A 19,745-nucleotide genomic window follows, 5' to 3' on the forward strand; every position below is an offset into this window, starting at 1 on the left:
ATTTACCTCTGCAAAAAAAACGGATATTCCTGTTGGTTCTTTAGAGCTCACGGACGGACTTTACGATCCAGGCTCACTTGCCGCGCAGGACTCAAGCGTCTTGCCCGACGTGCCGTCGGCGCTGTGCCGGTAAAGCGTGCCCTGGGAGCCCGGCCCCGAACCCTTTGTCCACCACTCCAGGCCGCCGCCCACGTAGCGGGCGCCGCTGGCCGACACAGCGATCTGCATGCGATAGGTCGTATCTTGATAGTCCACCGTGGCTGAATCCGTGTCGGGGTAGGAAGCGATGATTGTCGCGCCGCTTTCGCATACGTATTCATGAGTCACTGGCACAGCCGCGCTCGATGCCGCTGGCCGGTCACCTTGCCGCTGCGACGTCGCGCATGCGGCAATGAGTAGTGTCGAAGCGAGTGTCAGGGTGGTTGTGAGTTTCATCTAGGTGACTCCTAAATTGGTAACGTGGTTCAACTGACTTGCAAGCGGGGATCGCCGGCCGCATCAGACCGGCCGGCGTCACCCGGGTTCACATCTTTTAGCGCACGGTCATGATTTGGCGCGCAGATGGTCCAGGCTCCATTCGCCGCCGCCGGCTGCAAACAGGTACAGGAACACGAAGGAGTACAGGGCTGCCAGTTCACCACCGTTCAGCAGCGGCCAGAAACCCTGCGGGGTATGCGCCAGGAAATAAGCAAACGCCATCAGGCCTGATAGCACGAAGGCGGTTGGCCGGGTAAACAGTCCAATCAGAATCAGAAAGCCGCCCACCAGTTCGAGCGCGCCGGCAGTCCCGCTGAGCGTGAACAGCTCGAAGGAGCCTCTCTGCTCGCCCGGGTATCCGAGTATTTTGTGCTTCCGTGCAGCATGAACAAAAAGCCGGTCACTGCTCGAAGCAGGCTCAGGATTCGTGGCTGCCAAGTCTGGAAAATGACATTCATTTTAATGCTCCTTGGTTGTTGTCGATTCAAATGGATGGCGGGTCGTTTGATGTGGTTGAGGGGCGGGTGCAGCCGGTCACCAGATCAGGCCATATCGAAAGCCAGAATCTCTGCGGCCCGGCCGGTCATGGTGATGGCGCTTGGCCCTTCAAGCGCGACCCCGTCGCCGGCGGCAAGCGGCCGATCGTCAAGCTGTACTTCGCCGCGCGCGACCTGCAGCCAGCCCTTGCGGCCTTCGACCAGCCGCCAGGTTACGCTGTCGGCCTCATCAAGCACCGCCGCATACAGATCGACATCCTGGTGAATGGTTACCGAGCCCTCGCGGCCGTCGCGTGAGCCGATCAGGCGCAACTGTCCGCGCTTGTCGGCCTCGGTGAAGTGTTTTTGCTCGTAACCGGGCTGCATGCCGTTGCGTTCGGGGATGATCCAGATTTGCAGAAAATGCAGCGGATCGGTCGTCGATGCGTTGTATTCACTGTGGCGCACGCCGGTGCCGGCCGACATGCGCTGCACATCGCCGGGCCGCATCACTGAGCCGTTTCCCATGCTGTCCTTGTGGGCCATTTCCCCGTCCAGCACATAGGAGATGATTTCCATGTCCTTGTGGCCGTGGGTATCGAAACCCCGACCCGGCTGTACCCGGTCTTCGTTGATAACGCGCAGCGGGCCGAAACCCATGAATCGGGGGTCGTAATAGTGGCCGAACGAGAAGGTGTGACGGCTATCGAGCCAGCCAAAACTGGCCCGGCCCCGTTCCTGTGCATGACGTATTGTCAATATGATGATCTCCGCTTGATTGCGCCGTTTGCTGATGACAGTATACTGACTTGGTTCTGCATCAGATACAATACGATCATTTAGCTACATGCTGTCGCTAAAATAGCGACAATCGGTGGACCCATGAATAAGTTCGAGGGCATGCGGGCGTTCATTCGCGTCGTCGAGGCAGGTGGTTTTGCCGCAGCCGCGCGCGAGATGGGCCTGTCGCGATCGGTGGTCAATCGGGCCGTCATCAATCTCGAGCGTGAGCTCGGTGCGCAGCTGCTGCTGCGCAGCACGCGCCAGGTTACACCGACCGATACGGGGCTCGCTTTTTATGATCGTGCGCGCCAGCTCTTGAGCGATCTCGACGAGGCCTGGTCGGCCGTGAGGTCTTTGCAGGGCAAACCCACAGGCACGTTGCGCGTCAATGCACCGATGTCGTTCGGCACGCTGCATCTATCGCGCGTCATTGCCGAGTACATGGCGCTGTATCCCGAAGTTCATGTCGAGCTCATACTCAACGATCGTTTCGTCGATCCAATAGAGGAAGGTTTCGACGTCACGCTTCGCGTTGGCGAGCCGCAGGCCACCACCAGTCTTGTGACTCGGGAGTTGGTGACCGTCAAGCGCGTGCTTTGCGCATCGTCAGATTATCTGCAGCGCCAAGGCGAGCCTGCCACGCCCGCTGAGCTTACTCGCCATCGCTGCCTGCACTATGGCTATCTGGATTCCGGAAGCAGATGGCGCCTGAACGGCCCGGATGGCGAACAGGCCTTTGCCATCCACTGCGTCATGTCGGCCAACAATGCCGAGCCTCTGCGCGATGCGGCAATAAATCACCAGGGCATTGCCTTGCTGCCCACCTTTATCGCCGGCGAGGCGCTGCAGACCGGTGAGCTACGCACTCTCCTCGTCGACTACCCGCCAACCGACATCACTTTGAGCGCCCTCTACCCGCGACACCGACATCTGTCTACCAAGGTAAGCGCGTTGGTCGAGCTGTTATCCGAGCGTTTCAGCGCTTATCCGTACTGGGATCTGGTGCAGTAGGCCTATTGAAGGCGGCGGGGCAGGCCCGCCGCCTGCTTTTCTTTATTGGCTACCAGATGCTGACGCGGTCTTCCGGTGCCAGGTAAAGCTCGGCGTCTGGGCCGATGTCGAAGGCTTCATACCAGGCATCGAGATTGCGCACGATGCCGTTGACGCGGTACTCGGCCGGGCTGTGCGGGTCGTTGATCAGGCGATTGCGCAGCGACTCGTCGCTGGCCCAGAGATTGCGCCAGACCTGAGCCCAGGCCATGAAGAAGCGTTGCTCGCCGCTATAGCCGTCAAGTACCGGCGCCTGGCCGCCGGAATGGTCGTCGAGATACATTTGCCAGGCGTGATGGGCGATCGACAGGCCGCCCAGGTCGCCGATGTTCTCGCCGAGGGTCAGTTCGCCGTTGATATGCAGGCCTTCGATGGGTTCGAAGCCGTTGTACTGTTCGACGAGTTTGCCCGTTCGCTGCTCGAACTGTTGGCGCGAGCTGTCCGTCCACCAGTTGCGCAGCACGCCGTCGGCATCCGACTTCGAACCCTGATCGTCGAAACCATGGCCCATTTCATGGCCGATGACCGCGCCGATGGCGCCGAAGTTGACCGCCGGGTCGGCATTGGGGTCGAAGAACGGCGGCTGCAGAATGGCGGCCGGAAAGACAATCTCGTTGCGCGTTGAAGAGTAGTAGGCGTTGACCGTTTGCGGCGTCATGCCCCATTCCCATTCGCGCACCGGCTCGTCGAGCTTGGCAAGCTGATCGTTCCAGGACCATTCGCCGAGACGATGGCTGTTGCCGATCAGGTCGCCAGCCCCGATGGCGACGTCGGAATAGTCGCGCCACTTCTCCGGATAGCCGATCTTGGGCAGAAAGGCCTCGAGCTTGCGATGGGCTTCCTTGCGGGTCTCATCGTCCATCCAGGCCAGGGTGTCCAGACGCTCGGCAAAGGCGCGGCGCAGATACTCGACCAGCTCCATCATCTGCTCGCGATAGTCGGGCGGGAAATGACGCTTGACGTAGACCTGGCCGACCAGTTCGCCCAGCCGGGAGCTGACGAAATTGATGCCGCGCTTGTCGCGCTCACGCTGTTCCTCCACGCCGCCCAAGCGTTTGTCATAGAGCTCGAAATGGGCCTGCTGGTACTCGCTTGAAAGCAGCGGGGCGTGGTTGTTGATCCAGTGGAAGGCGTGCCATGACGCCCAGTCCTCTGCCGGCGTTTCGGAAAAGACTTGGCTGTTGGCGTAGATGGCGGTATTGGTCGCGACCACCATTTCGCCGATGTCATCCAGGCCGCGTTCGGCCAGAAACGCCTGCCAGGGAAATCCCTGCGCCTGCTCGGCCAGTTCCGCTGGTGTCATCAGGTTGTAGTTGGCCTGGCGATCGCGCGCTTCGACGCGGGTCCAGTGATTTTTGGCCAGCTTCATCTCCAGCGCCAGCACGGCATCGGCGCGAGCATCGGCGTTTTCGACACCGGCGCGCTCGAAGGTCGCGGCGATGTAGTTCCGGTAAGCCTGGCGGTGGGCCGGAAAAGGCTCGCCTTCGCGGGTGTAGTATTCACGATCGGGCAGGCCCAGGCCGCTTTGATAGAGATGGGTCAGGTAACGCTTCGGATTGCCCTGGTCCAGCGTCACGAAGGCGGCGACAATGGATCCGGTGCCCGGGCGGCCCATCCAGCGGGCGGCCGCTTCGCGCGAATCGATGGCGAGCAGCTCATCCAGGTTCTCGCGGATCGGGTCGAGGCCGAGCGCTTCGACCCGGTCGGTATTCATGTAGCTGGCGTAGAGGTCACCGACCTGCTGCGAGGGACTGCCCGGCTGCGGCTGGTTGTCGCCCAGGTCGCTGATGATCTCGTCGACGCGCTCTTCCGACAGGATGCGCAGCTCGTTGAACGCCCCCCAGCGCGAAAAACCGGGCGGAATCTCGGTCGATTCCAGCCAGCCGGCGTTGACCCAGGTGAAGAAGTCATCGCCCGGCTCGACCGACTGGCTGATGTTGGCAGTGGCGATACCCCATTCGCCCAGCCTGGCGTCGGGCTCGCTGGCAGTGTCGGCCATGAGCGGCAGGGTGCCCGTAGCCATCAGGGCAGTGGCCACGGCGGCCTTCTGGAGTCCATTCATTGAGTTTTTCCCCGTGTGATTCGTTGGTTGCGTGCCGCCCGCCATGGCGGGCGAACAAAAGCAATGACAGTGGCCAGCGTCCGGGGTTCAGCCGGGAAGCATTCGGACGCCGAAAACCGCACCGAGCAGTAGATACATCATGCCGGTGATGAGGCCGATCATGACCAGGTTGATCACCAGGCCGGCGCGCGCCATCTGCGGGATGCCGATCCGGCCGCTGCCGTAGACCACGGCGTTGGGCGGGGTGGCCACCGGCAGCATGAAGGCGCAACTGGCGGCGACGGCAGCCGGCACAGTCAGGATCATCGGATCGAGGCCCATGCCCAGAGCCACTGAGGCCAGGATGGGCAAAAAAGCAGCCGCTGTGGCGGTATTGCTGGTCACCTCGGTCAGAAAAATGGTGAACGTGACCGCCAGCATGATCAAGAACAGGGCATGCACGCCCTCGAGACCGGCGAAAGCCGAGCCAATCCAGCCGGCCAGGCCCGAATCGCTGATGCCGGCGGCCAGACTCAGCCCGCCGCCGAACAGGATCAGAACGTCCCAGGGCAGGCGGGCAGCGTCGTCCCAGGTCAGCAGAAACTGCCAGCGGCGCCAGTCGACGGGCCAGGCAAACAGCAGCAGGCCGCCGAAGACGGCAATGCCGGTGTCAGACAGCCCCGGCAGCCAGGTGTCGATCAGCGGGCGGGTGATCCAGAGCATGGCCGTCAGCGCAAAGATGATCGCAACCTGGCGCTGGGCGCGGTCCATGGGGCCGGAATGAGAGAGCTCGGCATCGATGATCGCCTGACCGCCAGGCAGCTCGGTGAGGCGCAGCGGATAGACGACGCGGGTGAGCAGCACAAAGACGATCGGCAGGCCGGTAATTACCAGCGGCAGGCCGATCAGAAGCCACTGGGCAAAGCCGATGCGGATGCCATGGTTTTCAAGCAGATAGCCGGCCAGCAGCGCGTTGGGCGGGGTGCCGATCAGGGTGCCCAGGCCGCCGATATTGCAGGCGTAGGCCAGCGCCAGCAGCAGTACAAGCCCGAAGCGGCCGTTCTCGTCTCCGGCTTGCGGCCCGCCATGCTCGGCCATGGCGATGATCGACAGCGCAATGGGCAGCATCATCATCGCCGTGGCCGAGTTGGATACCCACATGCTCAAAAAAGCGGCCGCGCTCATGAAGCCGGCGATGATGGCCTGCGGACGAGTGCCGACGCGGCGAATGATCGCCAGTGCCATGCGCCGGTGCAGGCCGGAGCGCTCCATGCCCAGGGCGATGATGAAACCGCCCAGGAACAGATAGATCAGTGGGTTGGCAAAGGGCGTGGTCGCGCCGGCGATATCGGTCACACCCAGCAGCGGAAACAGGACGATGGGCAGCAGGGCCGTGGCCGGAATCGGCAGCGCTTCGCTGATCCACCAGGTGATCATCAGCACGGCCACGGCGGCTACTCGCCAGGCCTCGGGTGCAAGGTTTTCCGGCCCCGGCAGCACCAGCATGAGGACAAAGGCCAGCGGGCCGGCAAGCAGGCCGACCCGCTGTCTGAGGAAGCGCTGCTGCCGGTCTGTCATCGGCTGGAATCCCCCGAGCGCCGCGGCAGGCGTTCGAGAACGCCGGTGAAGATCAGGAGCTGGGCGATCATGTAGGTGGCGATGATGGTCTGAACGGAAAACGGAAAGTCGGCGACAAAGCGCTTGATTCCGATCAGCGCATCGGAAACCACGAAAAAGAGCGCGCCGATGTAAATGCGACCCGGCCGCGCCCCCACGCCGCTGGCGGCAATGGCCATCAGCGTCAGGGCACTCACGTAGACGACCACCGGCCACCGATCCTGCCCCAGAGAAGGCATCATCCAGGCCAGTATGGCGGCGCCGAAGAAAACGACCGGTAGCCACCAGGGCAGCACCCGAGCACGTTGCGGCCGTGGCCGAAGAAGGCGATGCTGTAGGCGATCTGGGTGATCAGAAAGCAGCCCAGGCCGTAGAAGAAGAAGTCGGGACGGCTGAAAGCGAGAAAGAAATCGCCGAGCGCGGCGGCAATGAACCCGATGGTCAGGGGCAGGGCGGCGGAGGGCGACACAACGCGCGCGATCGCCCAGGCGGCAATCAGCATGGGCGCGACCTTGAGCAGCCAGGTGCCGGGCAGCGCAGGCAGCCACAGCGTGAGCCAATAGGCCAGGGCGGTTGCCGCGAACGCGATCCGCGCCGGGGCCGCGGTGAGAGTTCGGGAGCTGCTCACGTCAGAAGGTCGACAGGCCGGTTGCTTCCATCAGCCGGTACTGCCAATAGCGCAGGCGGGAGTGGTCGGCGTAGCGCTCATAAGGCAGGCTGTGAATGCGATCGGGGCGATTGTTCCAGCGCTCGTCGAAGAAGTCGGCGATGGTCTGCATGATCTGATGATCGGCATCCATGCGTAGCTGGAGGTTGGTTTCGAGATTGTAGTTGTCGAGGTTGCGGCGAGTAAAGTTCGCCGAGCCGGCCAGAACGAGCGCCGGACCTTCCTCGCGCCGAAGAATCAGCATCTTGCCGTGGCACTGCTCGCCGCGGGTGTTGCACCAGCGCACCGGCACGCCGGCTTCGTGCAGTTCCCAGGCCACCTGGCGGTTGGGCACGCCGTTCTTCTTGCGCCCGAAAGCGTCTTCGTTGGGATCGAGCAGCACTCGCAGCTCGACGCCGCGTTCGCGGGCGGCGACCAGGGCTTCGACTATATCGCGGTGCGAGAGATAGAACATCAGCAGATCCAGCGAGTCGCCCTGATTTGCCGAGCCGATCATCGCCAGGGCGGCATCGCGGATGGCGGCCTCGGTCAGGATGCGGATTTTGGCGACGGTCTGGTCATTCCTTTCGAACGCCAGCGGCGGCCAGTCGGGTCCATCGCTGGCAGAAAAGCGCACCACGGCGCGCTCGCTTTTCAGCAGGTCGCTGACCGCCGGGCCGTTGAAGACAATGGCGATATTGTCATGCCGGCTGCTGGCATCGTGCGGATTGGCTGAGGTGACCAGGGCCTCGGGTCCGCGCTTGCCGTCGATGATAAGCGTCTTGCGGTGATTGGCCTTGAAATTGAGCAGGGCGAGATAAGTTCGCAGCGTGACCGAACCCTCGCCGACCGGATTGGGCAGCCAGCCGCCGTCGGAATCGTTGCCAAACCATTGGCAGCAGATCCGCCAGGCCGCTGACCAGGCCGGGTTGGAATCGCGCAGCGCTGTGAGATCGGTTTCCACCACTTGAACGCCCGCGCCCTCGAGCCTGGTGAATAGCGGTTGCTGCACGCCGCCGTAGAGATCGTTGAAGGGGTCGGTGATCAGCGCTGCCTCCAGTGCCGGCCGGGCCCGCTGTTGGCTGATGAGGGCATCGCCAAGCTGGCTGGAAATGGGCCGATAACCTTTGCCGGCCTGACCGGCGAAGTCATTGACCAGAAAGAAATCGGCGACAACCAGCGCTTCGGCGCGCTCGATCATTGCAAGCGCCGCATCGAAGATCTGTCGTTCGACATGCTGTTCACCCCCGGAATCCAGCCAGGTCGAGTCGGCATAAAAGCGCAGCGACGATACCGGTCGCCAGGGTCCGTTAAAGTTCAGCCCGTCGGGTAGCGGCTTGAATACATGCCATGTCGCCGTCGCCAGATAAACGAGGGCCAGCGCAGCAAAAACGGCGCGAGGCCATCTCCGCCGGGTTCGGGTCTTGTCGGGTTTTCCCATGGGCGAGGATTATGGCCGATCTCGCTGCGCCCGGCGAGGAAGGCTGTCGTCCCCTGCGCGGCCGGGCTTCACGGCAGGGCGACGATCCCGGTGCTCTGGGCCAGGAACGGGCCGCTGATCAGACCCAGGCCAATCAGGGCGGACGCGCAGAAAACCGCTGCCGCGCCGGTTGCCGGGCCCAGCGTCGCCGGCCTGCCGTTGCCGGGCTGGGCGAAATACATCGGTGCGATGACGCGCACGTAGTAGAACAGCGACGCTACCGTGTTGAGTACGGCCGCCAGCGCCAGCCACGTGTATCCGCCGTCGATGGTGACGATAAACAGCCCCAGCTTGCCGACGAAACCGATCAGCGGCGGAATGCCGACCAGCGACAGGAAGGCGACGATCAGCGCGGCGGCCATCAGGGGTTGCGTGCGCGCCAGCCCGGCGTAGTCGGGCAACGTGGTGCGCCCGCGCAGGTGGGCGACGACGGCAAAGGCGGTCAGGTTGGCCAGCGCATAGGCGGCGAGAAACCAGACCAGCGAGGGCAGGGCGCGGGTGCTGAGATCCGCCACGGCAATGGCCATCAGCGCATAGCCCGACTGCGAGACCGACGACCAGCCGATCAGGCGGCGCACGTCGTCCTGCCACAGTGCTGTGAGGTTGCCCAGCGTCATCGTTGCCACTGACAGGGCCGCAATCAGCGGGCGCAGCATGTCGTTATCGGGGAAAAGCTGCACCAGGCGATAGAGCGCCAGCGCCGCGCCGATCTTGGGCACCACGGTCAAAAAGGCGGCCGCCGGCACCGGCGCGCCTTCGGCCACGTCGGGCACCCAGGCGTGGCCCGGCAGCGCGCCGAGCTTGAAGGCCAGCCCGGTGACAATGAGGGCAAGGCCGGTCAGCCCCAGCGGCGAGGTGATCTCCAGCTGCCGCAACGCAGCGTAATCGCTGGTGCCGGCCATGCCCATGACAAGGATCACGCCGATGGCCAGCAGCGCGTTGGCTAGGGCGCCGATCAAAAAGTATTTCATGCCCGCCTCGACCGAAGGCGCCCAGTCGCGATGCCAGGCGGCCAGGACATAGCCGGTGATCGAGGACAGCAGTACCGCCATGACCAACTGCATCAGGTCCGCCGCCGCGGCCATTGCAATCGCGCCGAGCGCGGAGAACAGGATCATGGTGTAGAACTCGCCGTGGCGCCGGTCGGTTTCGAACCAGCGCGGGGCGAGGATCAGGCACAGCGCCGTTGCGATCACGATCATCAGGCGTGCCCACAGGGTCATGCCGTCGAGCGCCCACACGCCCGAGAAGGTCAGCCGCGCCTCATTGATGTGCGCAAACGCCCAGACTCCGGCCACCGCCAGCGCCGCCAGCGCGGGGGCGAGGCACCAGCCCTGCCGGCGCTGCGGCAGCACCATCGCCAGCAGCAGCGCCGCGATGGCCCCCGCGATCAGCGCGATCTCGGGGCCGAGATCGGAAACGGGCATTTCAGCCGCCTCCAAAGGTCAGCGCATTGCCGGCCCCGATCAGGTCCAGCAGCCAGGCCGGCCAGACTCCGATCAGCACCACCAGCACCAGCACCGCGGCGAGGATGCCCAGCTCGGGCCAGGTCAGATCCGTGAACTTGTCCAGCGCGCGTGGTCTTTCCCCGAAGAACAGGCGCTGCAGCATGCCCAGAAACAGCGCCGCGGAGACGATCAGGCCCAGCAGGCCGATGGCCGCGATCCACGGCCAGACGGCAAAAGCGCCGATGAAGATCTGCACCTCGGCGACAAAACCCGCCAGCCCCGGCAGACCCAGCGAGGCAAAACTCGCCAGCCAGGTCACCGCCATCAGCCGCGGCGCGTTGCTGGCCAGCCCGCCGTAATTGGCCAGGTCATAATCCTGCGCGCGCGCCCAGAACGCGCCGGCAATCAAAAACAGCGCCCCGGTAATGAGACCGTGCGCGACCATCTCGACCACGGCGCCGGTCAGCGCCAGCTCGCGCGCCGCCTCGTGGCCGGTCAGCGCCGAGCCGGCAACGGCAATCCCCAGTACCGCGTAGCCCATGTGGTTGACCGACGTATAGGCGATGCGCCGCTTCAGGTTCTCCTGCGCGAAGGCCACGATCGAGCCCCACAGAATCGAGATCAGCGCAACGATGGCCAGAGCCAGCGCCCAGGTGGCGAAGGCTTCGCGCAGCATCTGCATCGGGATGCGCACCAGGCCGTAGGTGCCCATCTTCAGCAGCACCCCGGCGAGGATGGCCGAGGCCGGACCCGGCGCATCCACATGCGCCGGCGGCAGCCAGGTATGCACGGGGAAAAGCGGCGTCTTGATCGCGAAACCGATCACGAAGCCCAGCAGGATGAGCCCGGCACGCAGATCCATTCCGGCCACAGGCTGCAGCGCGATCAGCGCGCGCATATCAAAGGTGAGCGGATCGGTCATGAGCACCAGAGCGATGATCGCCAGGAGAATCAGCAGCGATCCCGCCAGGGTATAGATAAAGAACTTGAGCGCCGAGCGCTGCGCCTGCCCATGCCCCCAGCGGCCGATCAGGAAATACATGCCCACCAGGCTGAGATCGAAGAAGACATAGAAGACCAGCAGGTCGAGCGTCAAAAACAGACCCAGTGACGCGCCTTCGAGAAACAGAAACCAGGCGTAGTACTGGCGTGCGTTGACCTTGCGCTCCATCGGCCAGGCAATGGCGGCGACGAAAAGCAGCCCGCTCATCAGCGCCAGCGACAGCGAGATGCCGTCCACGCCCACCCGCCAGGCGACGCCGAGTGCCGGAATCCACGGAATCTCCGTCATCGCCTGAAACCCCTGACCCGGACTGAATCCGATCCAGACGACGACCAGGGCCAGCAGCGACAGCGCGGCCGTGACGATGGCGATGGCGCGCGAGGTTTTGGGCGATACCGGCGCGAAGGCCAGCAGGGCGGCGGCCGCGAAGGGCAGGACAATGGCGAGTGTCAGCATGTCAGAACCTAGCGAAAATCAGAAACAGGATGGCCAGCGCCGTGCCGACCGCAAAGATGGCGTAGTAATGGTGCGACAGCCCGGTTTGCAGCCGCCGCGCATCCGCGCCGCTGCGCCCGGTGATGCGCGCGACACCTTCGGGCAGACCGTCGCTCAGCGTCTCGCCGGGGCCGCCGCCCAGTCGGGCCAGGGCGCGGGTTGCGGCAGCCACCCGCCAGACCGCCGCGTCGAACAGTTCCAGGTCGGCCTGCATCAGCCCCGGCAGCCGACGCCCGCCGCGCGCGATATACCGCGCAGCTTTCGCAGCGCCGCGCGGGATGGCGTCGAGCGCGACATCGTCCAGCCACGCGGCACCGGCGGCAAGCCGCTCGAAAGGCCGCACGATGCCAGCGTTGATCAGCGCGGGCAGCCCCAGCCAGTCGGCGGCCCGCGTTTGCGGGGCGTCGGCTCGCCGCGCCAGCGTCAGCCCGGCCAGCAGGCCGAGGGCAAGCAAGGCGAGCGAGACGGCGAGTTCCAGCGCGCCCCCTTCGGGCAGGCGTAACGGCAGCAAGGCCTGCACCGGCGGCAGCCACAGCAGGGCCAGCGCGACGCCGGCCAGCGCCAGCGCGCCAAGCGCGGCGGTCTCGAGCCAGTGCGGTCTCGCCCCGGGCGCGGCCTCGCCCGGCCCGTAGGCCAGCCACCAGAAGCGCACGGCATAGGCTGCGCTGAGCGCGCCGGCGACCATGACGGCAATGCCCAGCCAGAGGTTTTGCCCGGTGGCGGCGGCGACGATCTGCTCCTTGCTCCAGGCGGCACCCATGGGCGGTATGGCCGCCAGCGCAAGGGCCGCCAGCGCCGTCAGCCCGGCAACCCCGGGCAGGGAGCGCATGAAACCCATCTGGTCCAGGCGAAAGCTGCCCCCCGCCTTGCCGGCAATCCCGGCGGCCATGAAAAGTGACGCCTTGAACCCGGCATGAGCAATCAGATAGACAAGCGCGATACCGGGATAACCTGTACCGACCGCCACAAACATCAGCCCCAGTTGTGCGGAAGTCGAGGCGGCCAGCAGCTTTTTCGCCTGGCCCTGTATCACCGCCACGGCGCCGCCGGCCAGCGCGGTGAAAAGACCGAGTGCAGTTACTATTGCGCTCCAGCCCGGCACAGGCGCAAACCAGGAATGCAGCCGGGCGAGCAGATAAGCCCCCGCGGCTACCATGGTGGCGGCATGCAGCAGAGCCGAGACTGACGACGGGCCGTCCATCGCGCGAAACAGCCACGGCGCGAACGGCCCCTGGCCGGCCTTGGCGCCGGCGGCGGCGAGCACGCCGAAGGCGGCCAGCGCCAGGGGCGCGCCCTCGAGCTGCCCCAGCGCGGCATAGTCGAGCGTACCCGTTCCGCTCCAGGTCGCCATGAGCGCAAGGTACAGCCCCAGATCGCCCAGCCTTGTCGTCACGAAGGCGTAGCGGCCCGAGGCCGGGTTGGCGCCGTCGCGCCAGTGATGTCCGATCAGCGCCCAGGAACAAAAGCCCATGATCTCCCAGCCGATCAGCAGCGACAGCAGATCACCGGCCGTAATCGCCAGCTCCATCGCGCCGCAGAAGACCAGCATCAGGCCCAGAAGCCGGGCCAGCCCGCGTTTGTCCTCATGCGCGGCGGCGAAAACCAGAACGGCCAGCGTGATTGCCGCAACGGTGATCGCGACCGCGGCGGAAAGCGGGGCGAGCGCAAGGCGCAGTTCCAACCCTGAGCCCCAGGCAAATGCGCCGTGCCAGCCCTGTGCGGCGGCCAGCACCGCCAGCGCGAGCGTCACCGCTGCCGCCCCACCTGCCGCCAGCCCGAGGCGCACACGGCCGCTGTCGCCCATGGCCAGGATCGTCAGCCCGGCCAGTATGGGAAAGAGAGGAAGCGTCCAGAGCATCAGTGTTTCAGGGTCGTCAAGCCTTCAGTTACATCAGCCTGGCGCTTGCGATAGACCGCGACCACCAGGGCGAAGCCCACGGCCATCTCGACGGCCATCACGGCCATGACAATAATCGCCAGAAGCTGCCCCTCGGGCATGCCGCCCAGAGAGAACGACCAGAAGCCGATGATCGCCAGGATCGCGCCGTTGAGCATCAGCTCCAGCCCCATCATCAGCATGACGAAGCTTTGCTGCGACAGCGCGCCATAAAAGCCGATGCCGATCAGAGCGGCGGCTACAATCAGGACCGAAGTCAGCGTCATCTCAATGCCCTCAGTGATGTCCGTGGTGGTGATGGTGATCGCCGTGCTTGTCCGGCTTGCGCCCCGCCGGTTCGCCGCCGGGATGCAGGCCGGGCGGCCGGGATCCGGCGTCGGAGCCGCCATACCGGCCCGAGTGTGCCGACAGCACGACCGCGCCGATCATGGCGGAAAGCAGCGTGACGCCGGCGGTTTCGAAGATCAGCATCGACGGCCCCAGCAGCTCGTGCCCCAGCGCGCGCACCACCTCGGCATCGGCCGGAACAGGCTGCGCGGGCAAATCCGACAGCAGCACCGCCAGCACCAGCCCGGCAAAGGCGGCGATCCCTGCGGCCACGGCAAAGCGGTGCTGATGCACCATCGACATCGGATTGAGCCCGGCCGGATTCATCATGAACATGACCATGAACAGCGCCATGACCATCATCTCGACGGCCATCATGAAGATCGTGGCAATGCCGATATAGGGCGCGGCCAGCAGCACCGCGATCAGCCCGACGGCGATGAACGACACCATGAGCTGGAACGATGCGCGCACCATCGAGTCGACCCGAAACACCCGCCAGCCGGACCAGATCGCCAGCGCGGAAAACAAAAGAAACAGCGCGTCGGTCACGGCAACACCTCCAGACCCACCAGAGCCAGGTTGGCAAACGACAGCGGCAGCAGCACCACCCACAGAAAGGTCAGCATCCGCGCCGGCGGCATGCGCGCAAACCAGCGCCCGGCGGCCACGGTGGCGGCCATTACCGCCACCGTCTTGAGCAGCAGCCAGATTGGTCCCGGCAGCCCCGGACCCAGATAGCCGCCCAGGAATGCCGTTGCCGCCATTGCCGAAAATGCCACCAGCATCGCCAGGCGTGCGATTTGCCACAGTGCCAATGCCGGCCCGCTTTCCTCAGCCGTTGTGCCGCCGGCAAGCTCGGCCCCGTCGGCGTAGTCGAACGGCCCGCGCAGCGTGATCGCCAGGCCCAGGGCCATGAACAGCGGCAGGCCCAGCGGCTGGCGGACCACGTTCCACAAGCCGCGCTGCGCCTCGACCACCTCGACCACCGACAGCGACTGGGCGGGCAGCGCCGCGGCGATCAGCACGAACATCGACAGCAGCATGGCCGGCAGGCCGATGGCGACATAGCGATAGGCCCCAATCAAGGGCAGCGGCGAATTGGGCGACCAGCCGTGCAGAAACACGACCACGATGGTGAGGGCCTCGCAGGCGCCCCACAGGACCAGGCCGGTGGACAGCTCGCTGGCCACTACGCCCTCGGCCAGCGGCACCACCGACAGCCCGACCAGCGCCAGCGCCAGATACCAGCCCGGCGCCAGCAGACGATTGAGGGCATCGGGCGCTTCGGTCGGCGTATTCGGGCGCAGCATCAGCGCCGCGCCGTTGCGCAGCGGGCCGATGACCGTCGCACCGCGCCCGCTGCCGACGCGGTCGAAGATCGCTGCCGCCCAGATCAGCGGGGGCAGGGCGATGAATAGCGACAGGGCTGCGAGGATCATGTGGTCGCCTCTCCCATGCAGATCGCGCGCAGACGCGAGGGCTGGAAGCTGGCCAGCCACAGCATCGCCTCGGTCCATTCCAGGCCTGGCAGCACTTCGGACGGTGAAGCAGGATCCTCCGCAACTCTTTCGCCGCGCAGCCATGCGGCCAGCCGTCGGTGCGTGCCTGATCCCGCAGGCAGGGCCAGCAGCGCGCCGCGCGAACGCGCCCGCTTCAATTCGATGCCCATCAGCCGCAGCATTCGCGCGGCACACAAGTCAGGCGCGTCGTCTGCCGATTCCTGCTCGAAGGGCGGCGAGGCAACGTGAGCCGAGACGATCACGTCGCCCTGCAGGCTCAGGTCCAATGTCAGCCCCGGCGGCAGCATCGGCAGAAACGGGCCGAAGCGCGCGTCGTAGATATCGAGCGCCAGCCCGTCGCGAATATCGTCGACGGTCATCGCCATCGGCCGGCCGTACGGGCTGCCGCCCATCATGCCCTGACCGCCCTGGCCGTGCGGCCCGATACCCTGCCAGGGATGCGGCGGCAGGTTCGGGCGCAGAACGGGTTCGTCGGCCTGTGCCGCCTGGCGGATGGCGGCCAGCGGATCCTCATCGCTCACGCTGCGGCCGCGCGAGAACAGGGGCGAGGCCTGCCACCACACCGTGCCGCGCGGGGCGGGAAGCTGGGTGTGCAGCCGCTCCAGTGCGCGCCGATGACGCGGGTCGAGTTCACCTGCGACCAAAAGCACGCGGGCGTGGCGCGGCGACTCGACCAGCCGGATACCCGGTCTGTTTCGTAGCGACTCGACCCGGGCGAGGCCCTGCGTGCCGATGGCCGGGAAAACCGGAATCTCGGCGCCGCGCGCCAGTGCCGAAAGCAGGCTCATTGCCACCGGAACACCCCCTCGCGCCAGCCGTAAAGAATACCGACCGAAAGGATTGCGAGAAACATGCCCATCTCGGCCAGGGCCAGAAAACCGGTTTCCACATAGACCACCGCCCACGGATACATGAACATCATCTCCATCTCGAAGGCGATGAATAGCAGGGTCATCGGGTAGTAGCGAACGTGAAAGCGCTGCCAGGCGTGGGTCCGCGCCGTGCCGCCGCCAAGAAACGGCGCGCGCGCAGGCCAGCTTGCATCGGCCCGCGGGCCGACCCGCTGCAGCGCGACGGCCAGGCCGACGGCAAACAGCGCAAGAATGATCGGCATGGCGATCTGAATCATCGGTCCTTGCCTCGCGATTTTCGCAGTCTGGACAGGCTCATTCAGGCATCTTCCAGAACTTGGCCGGCTTTACGCGGTCAAGACGCCTGCGACAACGCGGCCTGCAGCGAGCCTGCATGACCGTCCTTTTTTGCAAGATAGCGAGGTGTCTCATGACGAGTCAACAATTCAGTTTTGGCAAGACGGTCGAAATGGGCTTTGAAGACGCGATCGAGGCGGTAACCGTAGCGCTCGAGGATCAGGGCTTTGGCGTACTGACCGAGATCGACGTGCAGGCGACGCTGAAAAAGAAGCTGGATGAGGACACCCGTCCCTACCGCATTCTCGGCGCCTGCAATCCTTCGCTGGCGCACCGGGCACTGACAGCCGAACCGCGGATCGGGGTATTGCTGCCCTGCAACGTCGTCGTCCGACAGCAGGAAGACCAGACCATGCGCGTGGACTTCATGGATCCGCAATCGGTACTCGAGCTGGTGGACAATCCCGCCGTCCATGAACTTGCGGCCGAGGTGCGCGAGCGAATGGTTCAGGCATGTGAGGCCATCTGAACGCTTTTCCGGCGGCGTGTCTATCAAGTCGCGCCGCCGGGAATATGAACCGGCATTCACGCCTGGCGTGCTGCCTTTTTACTGTTCGAGATCATCCCGCTTCTGTCGATACTCTTCGCGATCGATTTCGCCTTTTGCGTAGCGATCCTTCAGCGTTTCGAGCGCGCTCTTTCCGGACTCGCGTCGGTTCTGATCACTTGTCGACAGCCAGCGGATGATTGCAATAATGCCGATGATGATCAGCGCCCAGAAAAGTAGCATGAAAATCCAGCCGATCCCCATCCATCCATGTGATCCCATCCATTCCATTGATTCGTTCTCCTGTTGGTAAGCGCCAGGGTTTCGTAAGGCATCGAGAGAGAAAGCGCACAGGCTGCGCGTCCGTTCGTGCGTGATGCGCGGCCTGTGCGCGCCGATCGATCACTCAGTTCTTGCCGCCGGGTTTGCCTTGCTGCATCTGCATGCGGGCATCCATCTGCTCCATCATGCCTTGCATCATTTCCGAGTGCATCTTCATCATTTGCTGGCAGCGCTCGCCATCCATATTCTGGCGCATGCCGCCATGACGCATTCCCATGCCACTCATTTGACCCATGGCATCGCGCATCTGGTGCATGTGCTTCTGCATCAGGCGTTGCCGTTCGGCGGGGTCTTGCGTGCCCTGGATTTTCTTCATGGTCTGGCGCATGGCCTGCATGCGTTTCTGCATGGCGTCGTGGTTCATCATGTCACCTTCACCCATCATGCCTTCCTGCATGCCCATTTTTTGCGCTTTTTGGCTCTTCCCTTCGTGGTGTTGTTGATTGGCCATGGCGAGCGGCACAGCGAGAGTCATCGCGAGGATCGTGATCGTAATAAGCTTTTTCATGGTTGCTCTCCTATTGATCGAGCGTGAGTTGACGGATGCTGTCCTGTGGATTTCAGCATTTGTTCGCACCCTCTTGGATATGACAAGGGTGGACGGGTGCGTGTTCCTTGCCCTTGCTCATCTTCCGTGTCAGCCAGAAACCTGCGGCAAGCAGTAAAGCGCCGCCGTAGATCGTGCGATCTCCAGGCACCTCGGAGAAGATCAGCCAGCCGAAGGTCGCGGCGACCACGGGGGAGACGATGATGTCGACCAGCGAATAAACGTTTGCGTTGATTGACTTGAGAACAATGGAAATTCCGAAATAGGCGAAGCCGGTGGAGATCACGCCCAGGCCCAGGGCCCAGGTGAGGACGGGCAGGGCGACACCGCCGAGATCCGGGTAGTGAATGGTTTCGAACGGCGCGCCCGGCCCGGAAAGTAGTAGTGATGGTGAGAGCACAAGCGCTGAAGCCAGCAGGGACCATGCGATATCGTTGCCGGTTTCGGTCATGCCCTCGTGGCGCATGTAGGTGATCATCGCGGCATAGATGGCGCCTGTCGACAAGGCCACCAGGTTGCCCAGAAGATAGCCGCCTCCCAGCGGATTGGCGAGCACGATGCCGATCATGGCCAGGCCGAAAATAAGGATGTAGGACGGTTTGGCTTTTTCGCCCAGAAAGGCCCACGAGAAGATGAAAACGAAGAACGGGGCGATGCTCCAGAAGATGACGGCGTTGGCGATGGGTACCAGCGACATGGCGAAATTGAAGAAGCCGCCCTGGGCCGCAATCAGCATTCCGATGATGACCGTGTCCTTGACGCTGCCGGCCGGGAAGCGTGGCCGTTTTCTGGCTGCCAGCCAGCGTGCGCCGAACAGGAAGATCGCTGCAAAGCTCATGGCATAAAAAGTCAGCGTGTGGATCGGTATTCGCCCGTCGGTAAGCTTGACGAACACGCCGATGGTGGCTTCGGAGACCGTGATGAGCGCCAGCAGTAAAAGGGTCTTCATCAGCTTGCTCCGGGATCTTCGGTCCGGGTGATGTCGATGTCTTCGGCGCCGGATTCATCCAGGCACTGCCGCTCGATCTGCAGCGTCGAGAAGAAGAAGCCGTAATCCGACTTGAGTGTGCGATAAGCGGCTTTCAGGATCGAATCCGGATCGGCTGTTTCCCGAACCCGGAGATGGCCCGAGAATATATGGCGGCCGCTGGTCAATGCCCAGGCGTGAACGTGATGCACGTCCTCGACGCCTTCGAGATTCTCCAGGGCGTCGGTGATATCGGCCAGGTCCACATCGGCGGGCGTGCCTTCCATCAGCAGGTGCATCGAATCCCTGAGAATGCCCCAGCTTGCCCACAGCAACACGAAACCGAATGCCATGCCCAGCAGCGGGTCGATCAGGAGAAAGCCGGTGAAATGGATGACCAGTGCGGTGACGATGATCAGCAGGCTGCCGACAAAGGTCTGGATGATGTGCCATAGCGCGCCCTTGACGTTGAGATCGCTCTGGCTCTGCTTCCAGATCAGGGCAAGCGAAATGATCTCGGTGACCAGGCCACCGGCTGCGGCCCACAGCATCGGTCCCGGAGGCAGCTCGATGGGATCGGCCAGGCGCATGGCGGCCATACCAACCACGAACACGGCCATGGCCAGCAGGAAGCCGCCGTTGACCAGCGCGCCGAGCAGCTCCGCCCGATACCAGCCAAAGCTGCGGCTCTCGTCGGCCGGCCGGCGGGCCAGACGGGCCGCCACGATGGCGACCAGCACGCCGCCAACGGCCGAAAAGGTGTGAAAGGCATCGGAGATGACGGCAATCGAGCCGGTCCACAGTCCGATAGCCATTTCGATGACGAAGTAGATGCCGGTCAGCCAGGCGGAGATTGCCAGTCCTCGCCCGCTTTGAGGCATGTGGTCGGCGTGTCCGTGTGCGCTGTGATTCGACATTTCCATGTGCTCCT

General features: G+C 64.2%; 22 protein-coding genes. 2 read left to right on the forward strand and 20 right to left on the reverse strand.

The genetic code is table 11. The features are described 5' to 3' along the window. Positions 1-60: 60 nt before the first annotated feature. The 3 genes from ACEWQZ_RS10605 to ACEWQZ_RS10615 form a co-directional block, all read right to left on the reverse strand. Entirely contained in the window at positions 61-435 is a 375-nt protein-coding gene (locus ACEWQZ_RS10605) for an MliC family protein (RefSeq protein ID WP_476483053.1), read from the reverse strand. A gap of 108 nt (positions 436-543) precedes the next feature. Continuing rightward, complete coding sequence (locus tag ACEWQZ_RS10610; protein ID WP_476483054.1) at positions 544-915, reverse strand: DoxX family protein; 372 nt, start codon at positions 913-915, stop codon at positions 544-546. Positions 916-1,019: 104 nt separating this feature from the next. Next, complete coding sequence (locus ACEWQZ_RS10615; RefSeq protein ID WP_476483055.1) at positions 1,020-1,712, reverse strand: pirin family protein; 693 nt, start codon at positions 1,710-1,712, stop codon at positions 1,020-1,022. 123 nt (positions 1,713-1,835) lie between these two features. On the opposite strand from ACEWQZ_RS10615, the gene ACEWQZ_RS10620 reads away from it, so the two are divergent. Beyond that, the gene (locus tag ACEWQZ_RS10620; RefSeq protein WP_476483056.1) at positions 1,836-2,747 is read left to right on the forward strand and encodes a LysR family transcriptional regulator; all 912 of its coding nucleotides are present in this window, start codon (positions 1,836-1,838) and stop codon (positions 2,745-2,747) included. Positions 2,748-2,796: 49 nt separating this feature from the next. Here the strand turns inward: ACEWQZ_RS10620 and ACEWQZ_RS10625 are convergent, their stop codons facing one another. The 13 genes from ACEWQZ_RS10625 to ACEWQZ_RS10685 form a co-directional block, all read right to left on the reverse strand. Next, positions 2,797-4,848: a M13 family metallopeptidase gene (locus ACEWQZ_RS10625; protein ID WP_476483057.1), complete on the reverse strand. Its 2,052-nt coding sequence runs from the start codon at positions 4,846-4,848 to the stop codon at positions 2,797-2,799. A gap of 87 nt (positions 4,849-4,935) precedes the next feature. Then, positions 4,936-6,405 (reverse strand): SLC13 family permease, encoded by a 1,470-nt coding sequence (locus ACEWQZ_RS10630; RefSeq protein ID WP_476483058.1) that lies wholly within the window; start codon positions 6,403-6,405, stop codon positions 4,936-4,938. Continuing rightward, entirely contained in the window at positions 6,402-6,740 is a 339-nt protein-coding gene (locus tag ACEWQZ_RS10635) for a lysoplasmalogenase family protein (RefSeq protein ID WP_476483059.1), read from the reverse strand. Before ACEWQZ_RS10635 ends, ACEWQZ_RS10630 begins: the two co-directional genes overlap by 4 nt. Continuing rightward, a complete protein-coding gene (locus ACEWQZ_RS10640; protein ID WP_476483060.1) occupies positions 6,683-7,072 on the reverse strand; it encodes a lysoplasmalogenase family protein in 390 nt (129 codons plus the stop codon). The genes ACEWQZ_RS10635 and ACEWQZ_RS10640 overlap by 58 nt, the downstream gene beginning before the upstream one ends. Before the next feature lies 1 nt (position 7,073). Then, complete coding sequence (locus ACEWQZ_RS10645; RefSeq protein WP_476483061.1) at positions 7,074-8,531, reverse strand: phospholipase D-like domain-containing protein; 1,458 nt, start codon at positions 8,529-8,531, stop codon at positions 7,074-7,076. A 68-nt stretch (positions 8,532-8,599) separates the two neighbouring features. After that, positions 8,600-9,997, reverse strand: coding sequence for an NADH-quinone oxidoreductase subunit N (locus tag ACEWQZ_RS10650; protein WP_476483062.1), 1,398 nt, complete (start codon positions 9,995-9,997; stop codon positions 8,600-8,602). 1 nt (position 9,998) lies between these two features. Then, the gene (locus ACEWQZ_RS10655) at positions 9,999-11,477 is read right to left on the reverse strand and encodes a complex I subunit 4 family protein (RefSeq protein ID WP_476483063.1); all 1,479 of its coding nucleotides are present in this window, start codon (positions 11,475-11,477) and stop codon (positions 9,999-10,001) included. 1 nt (position 11,478) lies between these two features. Further along, positions 11,479-13,374, reverse strand: a complete 1,896-nt coding sequence (locus tag ACEWQZ_RS10660) for a proton-conducting transporter transmembrane domain-containing protein (protein WP_476483064.1) — start codon at positions 13,372-13,374, stop codon at positions 11,479-11,481. Beyond that, on the reverse strand, positions 13,374-13,679 hold the full coding sequence (gene nuoK / locus ACEWQZ_RS10665; RefSeq protein WP_476483065.1) for an NADH-quinone oxidoreductase subunit NuoK: 306 nt from the start codon (positions 13,677-13,679) through the stop codon (positions 13,374-13,376). The genes ACEWQZ_RS10660 and nuoK overlap by 1 nt, the downstream gene beginning before the upstream one ends. A 10-nt stretch (positions 13,680-13,689) precedes the next feature. Beyond that, positions 13,690-14,292, reverse strand: coding sequence for an NADH-quinone oxidoreductase subunit J family protein (locus ACEWQZ_RS10670; protein WP_476483066.1), 603 nt, complete (start codon positions 14,290-14,292; stop codon positions 13,690-13,692). Beyond that, a complete protein-coding gene (locus tag ACEWQZ_RS10675) occupies positions 14,289-15,182 on the reverse strand; it encodes an NADH-quinone oxidoreductase subunit H (RefSeq protein ID WP_476483067.1) in 894 nt (297 codons plus the stop codon). The genes ACEWQZ_RS10670 and ACEWQZ_RS10675 overlap by 4 nt, the downstream gene beginning before the upstream one ends. Next, positions 15,179-16,051 carry a hypothetical protein gene (locus ACEWQZ_RS10680; protein WP_476483068.1) on the reverse strand — a complete coding sequence of 291 codons (873 nt, stop codon included), beginning with the start codon at positions 16,049-16,051 and terminating at the stop codon, positions 15,179-15,181. Before ACEWQZ_RS10680 ends, ACEWQZ_RS10675 begins: the two co-directional genes overlap by 4 nt. Further along, the gene (locus ACEWQZ_RS10685; RefSeq protein WP_476483069.1) at positions 16,048-16,392 is read right to left on the reverse strand and encodes an NADH-quinone oxidoreductase subunit A; all 345 of its coding nucleotides are present in this window, start codon (positions 16,390-16,392) and stop codon (positions 16,048-16,050) included. The genes ACEWQZ_RS10680 and ACEWQZ_RS10685 overlap by 4 nt, the downstream gene beginning before the upstream one ends. A gap of 152 nt (positions 16,393-16,544) precedes the next feature. Here ACEWQZ_RS10685 and ACEWQZ_RS10690 point away from each other — a divergent pair, with 152 nt between their 5' ends. After that, complete coding sequence (locus ACEWQZ_RS10690; protein ID WP_476483070.1) at positions 16,545-16,940, forward strand: DUF302 domain-containing protein; 396 nt, start codon at positions 16,545-16,547, stop codon at positions 16,938-16,940. A gap of 78 nt (positions 16,941-17,018) precedes the next feature. On the opposite strand, the gene ACEWQZ_RS10695 is transcribed toward ACEWQZ_RS10690, so the two are convergent. The 4 genes from ACEWQZ_RS10695 to ACEWQZ_RS10710 form a co-directional block, all read right to left on the reverse strand. Further along, a complete protein-coding gene (locus tag ACEWQZ_RS10695) occupies positions 17,019-17,249 on the reverse strand; it encodes an SHOCT domain-containing protein (RefSeq protein ID WP_476483071.1) in 231 nt (76 codons plus the stop codon). 115 nt (positions 17,250-17,364) lie between these two features. After that, on the reverse strand, positions 17,365-17,808 hold the full coding sequence (locus ACEWQZ_RS10700) for a hypothetical protein (protein ID WP_476483072.1): 444 nt from the start codon (positions 17,806-17,808) through the stop codon (positions 17,365-17,367). A gap of 52 nt (positions 17,809-17,860) precedes the next feature. Beyond that, positions 17,861-18,796, reverse strand: coding sequence for a DMT family transporter (locus tag ACEWQZ_RS10705; RefSeq protein WP_476483073.1), 936 nt, complete (start codon positions 18,794-18,796; stop codon positions 17,861-17,863). Next, complete coding sequence (locus ACEWQZ_RS10710; protein WP_476483074.1) at positions 18,796-19,731, reverse strand: cation diffusion facilitator family transporter; 936 nt, start codon at positions 19,729-19,731, stop codon at positions 18,796-18,798. The genes ACEWQZ_RS10705 and ACEWQZ_RS10710 overlap by 1 nt, the downstream gene beginning before the upstream one ends. Positions 19,732-19,745: the final 14 nt, after the last annotated feature.

Source organism: Wenzhouxiangella sp. YN1 (assembly GCF_056324145.1).

Excerpts from the sequence above, each read along its gene's own strand:
- ACEWQZ_RS10695 (WP_476483071.1), bottom strand. The coding sequence starts at position 17,249 with ATGGAATGGATGGGATCACATGGATGGATGGGGATCGGCTGGATTTTC.
- ACEWQZ_RS10700 (WP_476483072.1), bottom strand. The coding sequence starts at position 17,808 with ATGAAAAAGCTTATTACGATCACGATCCTCGCGATGACTCTCGCTGTG.
- ACEWQZ_RS10675 (WP_476483067.1), bottom strand. The coding sequence starts at position 15,182 with ATGATCCTCGCAGCCCTGTCGCTATTCATCGCCCTGCCCCCGCTGATC.
- ACEWQZ_RS10685 (WP_476483069.1), bottom strand. The coding sequence starts at position 16,392 with ATGATTCAGATCGCCATGCCGATCATTCTTGCGCTGTTTGCCGTCGGC.
- ACEWQZ_RS10660 (WP_476483064.1), bottom strand. The coding sequence starts at position 13,374 with ATGCTCTGGACGCTTCCTCTCTTTCCCATACTGGCCGGGCTGACGATC.
- ACEWQZ_RS10620 (WP_476483056.1), top strand. The coding sequence starts at position 1,836 with ATGAATAAGTTCGAGGGCATGCGGGCGTTCATTCGCGTCGTCGAGGCA.
- ACEWQZ_RS10650 (WP_476483062.1), bottom strand. The coding sequence starts at position 9,997 with ATGCCCGTTTCCGATCTCGGCCCCGAGATCGCGCTGATCGCGGGGGCC.
- ACEWQZ_RS10680 (WP_476483068.1), bottom strand. The coding sequence starts at position 16,051 with ATGAGCCTGCTTTCGGCACTGGCGCGCGGCGCCGAGATTCCGGTTTTC.
- ACEWQZ_RS10705 (WP_476483073.1), bottom strand. The coding sequence starts at position 18,796 with ATGAAGACCCTTTTACTGCTGGCGCTCATCACGGTCTCCGAAGCCACC.
- nuoK (WP_476483065.1), bottom strand. The coding sequence starts at position 13,679 with ATGACGCTGACTTCGGTCCTGATTGTAGCCGCCGCTCTGATCGGCATC.
- ACEWQZ_RS10605 (WP_476483053.1), bottom strand. The coding sequence starts at position 435 with ATGAAACTCACAACCACCCTGACACTCGCTTCGACACTACTCATTGCC.
- ACEWQZ_RS10645 (WP_476483061.1), bottom strand. The coding sequence starts at position 8,531 with ATGGGAAAACCCGACAAGACCCGAACCCGGCGGAGATGGCCTCGCGCC.
- ACEWQZ_RS10710 (WP_476483074.1), bottom strand. The coding sequence starts at position 19,731 with ATGTCGAATCACAGCGCACACGGACACGCCGACCACATGCCTCAAAGC.
- ACEWQZ_RS10690 (WP_476483070.1), top strand. The coding sequence starts at position 16,545 with ATGACGAGTCAACAATTCAGTTTTGGCAAGACGGTCGAAATGGGCTTT.
- ACEWQZ_RS10655 (WP_476483063.1), bottom strand. The coding sequence starts at position 11,477 with ATGCTGACACTCGCCATTGTCCTGCCCTTCGCGGCCGCCGCCCTGCTG.
- ACEWQZ_RS10625 (WP_476483057.1), bottom strand. The coding sequence starts at position 4,848 with ATGAATGGACTCCAGAAGGCCGCCGTGGCCACTGCCCTGATGGCTACG.
- ACEWQZ_RS10630 (WP_476483058.1), bottom strand. The coding sequence starts at position 6,405 with ATGACAGACCGGCAGCAGCGCTTCCTCAGACAGCGGGTCGGCCTGCTT.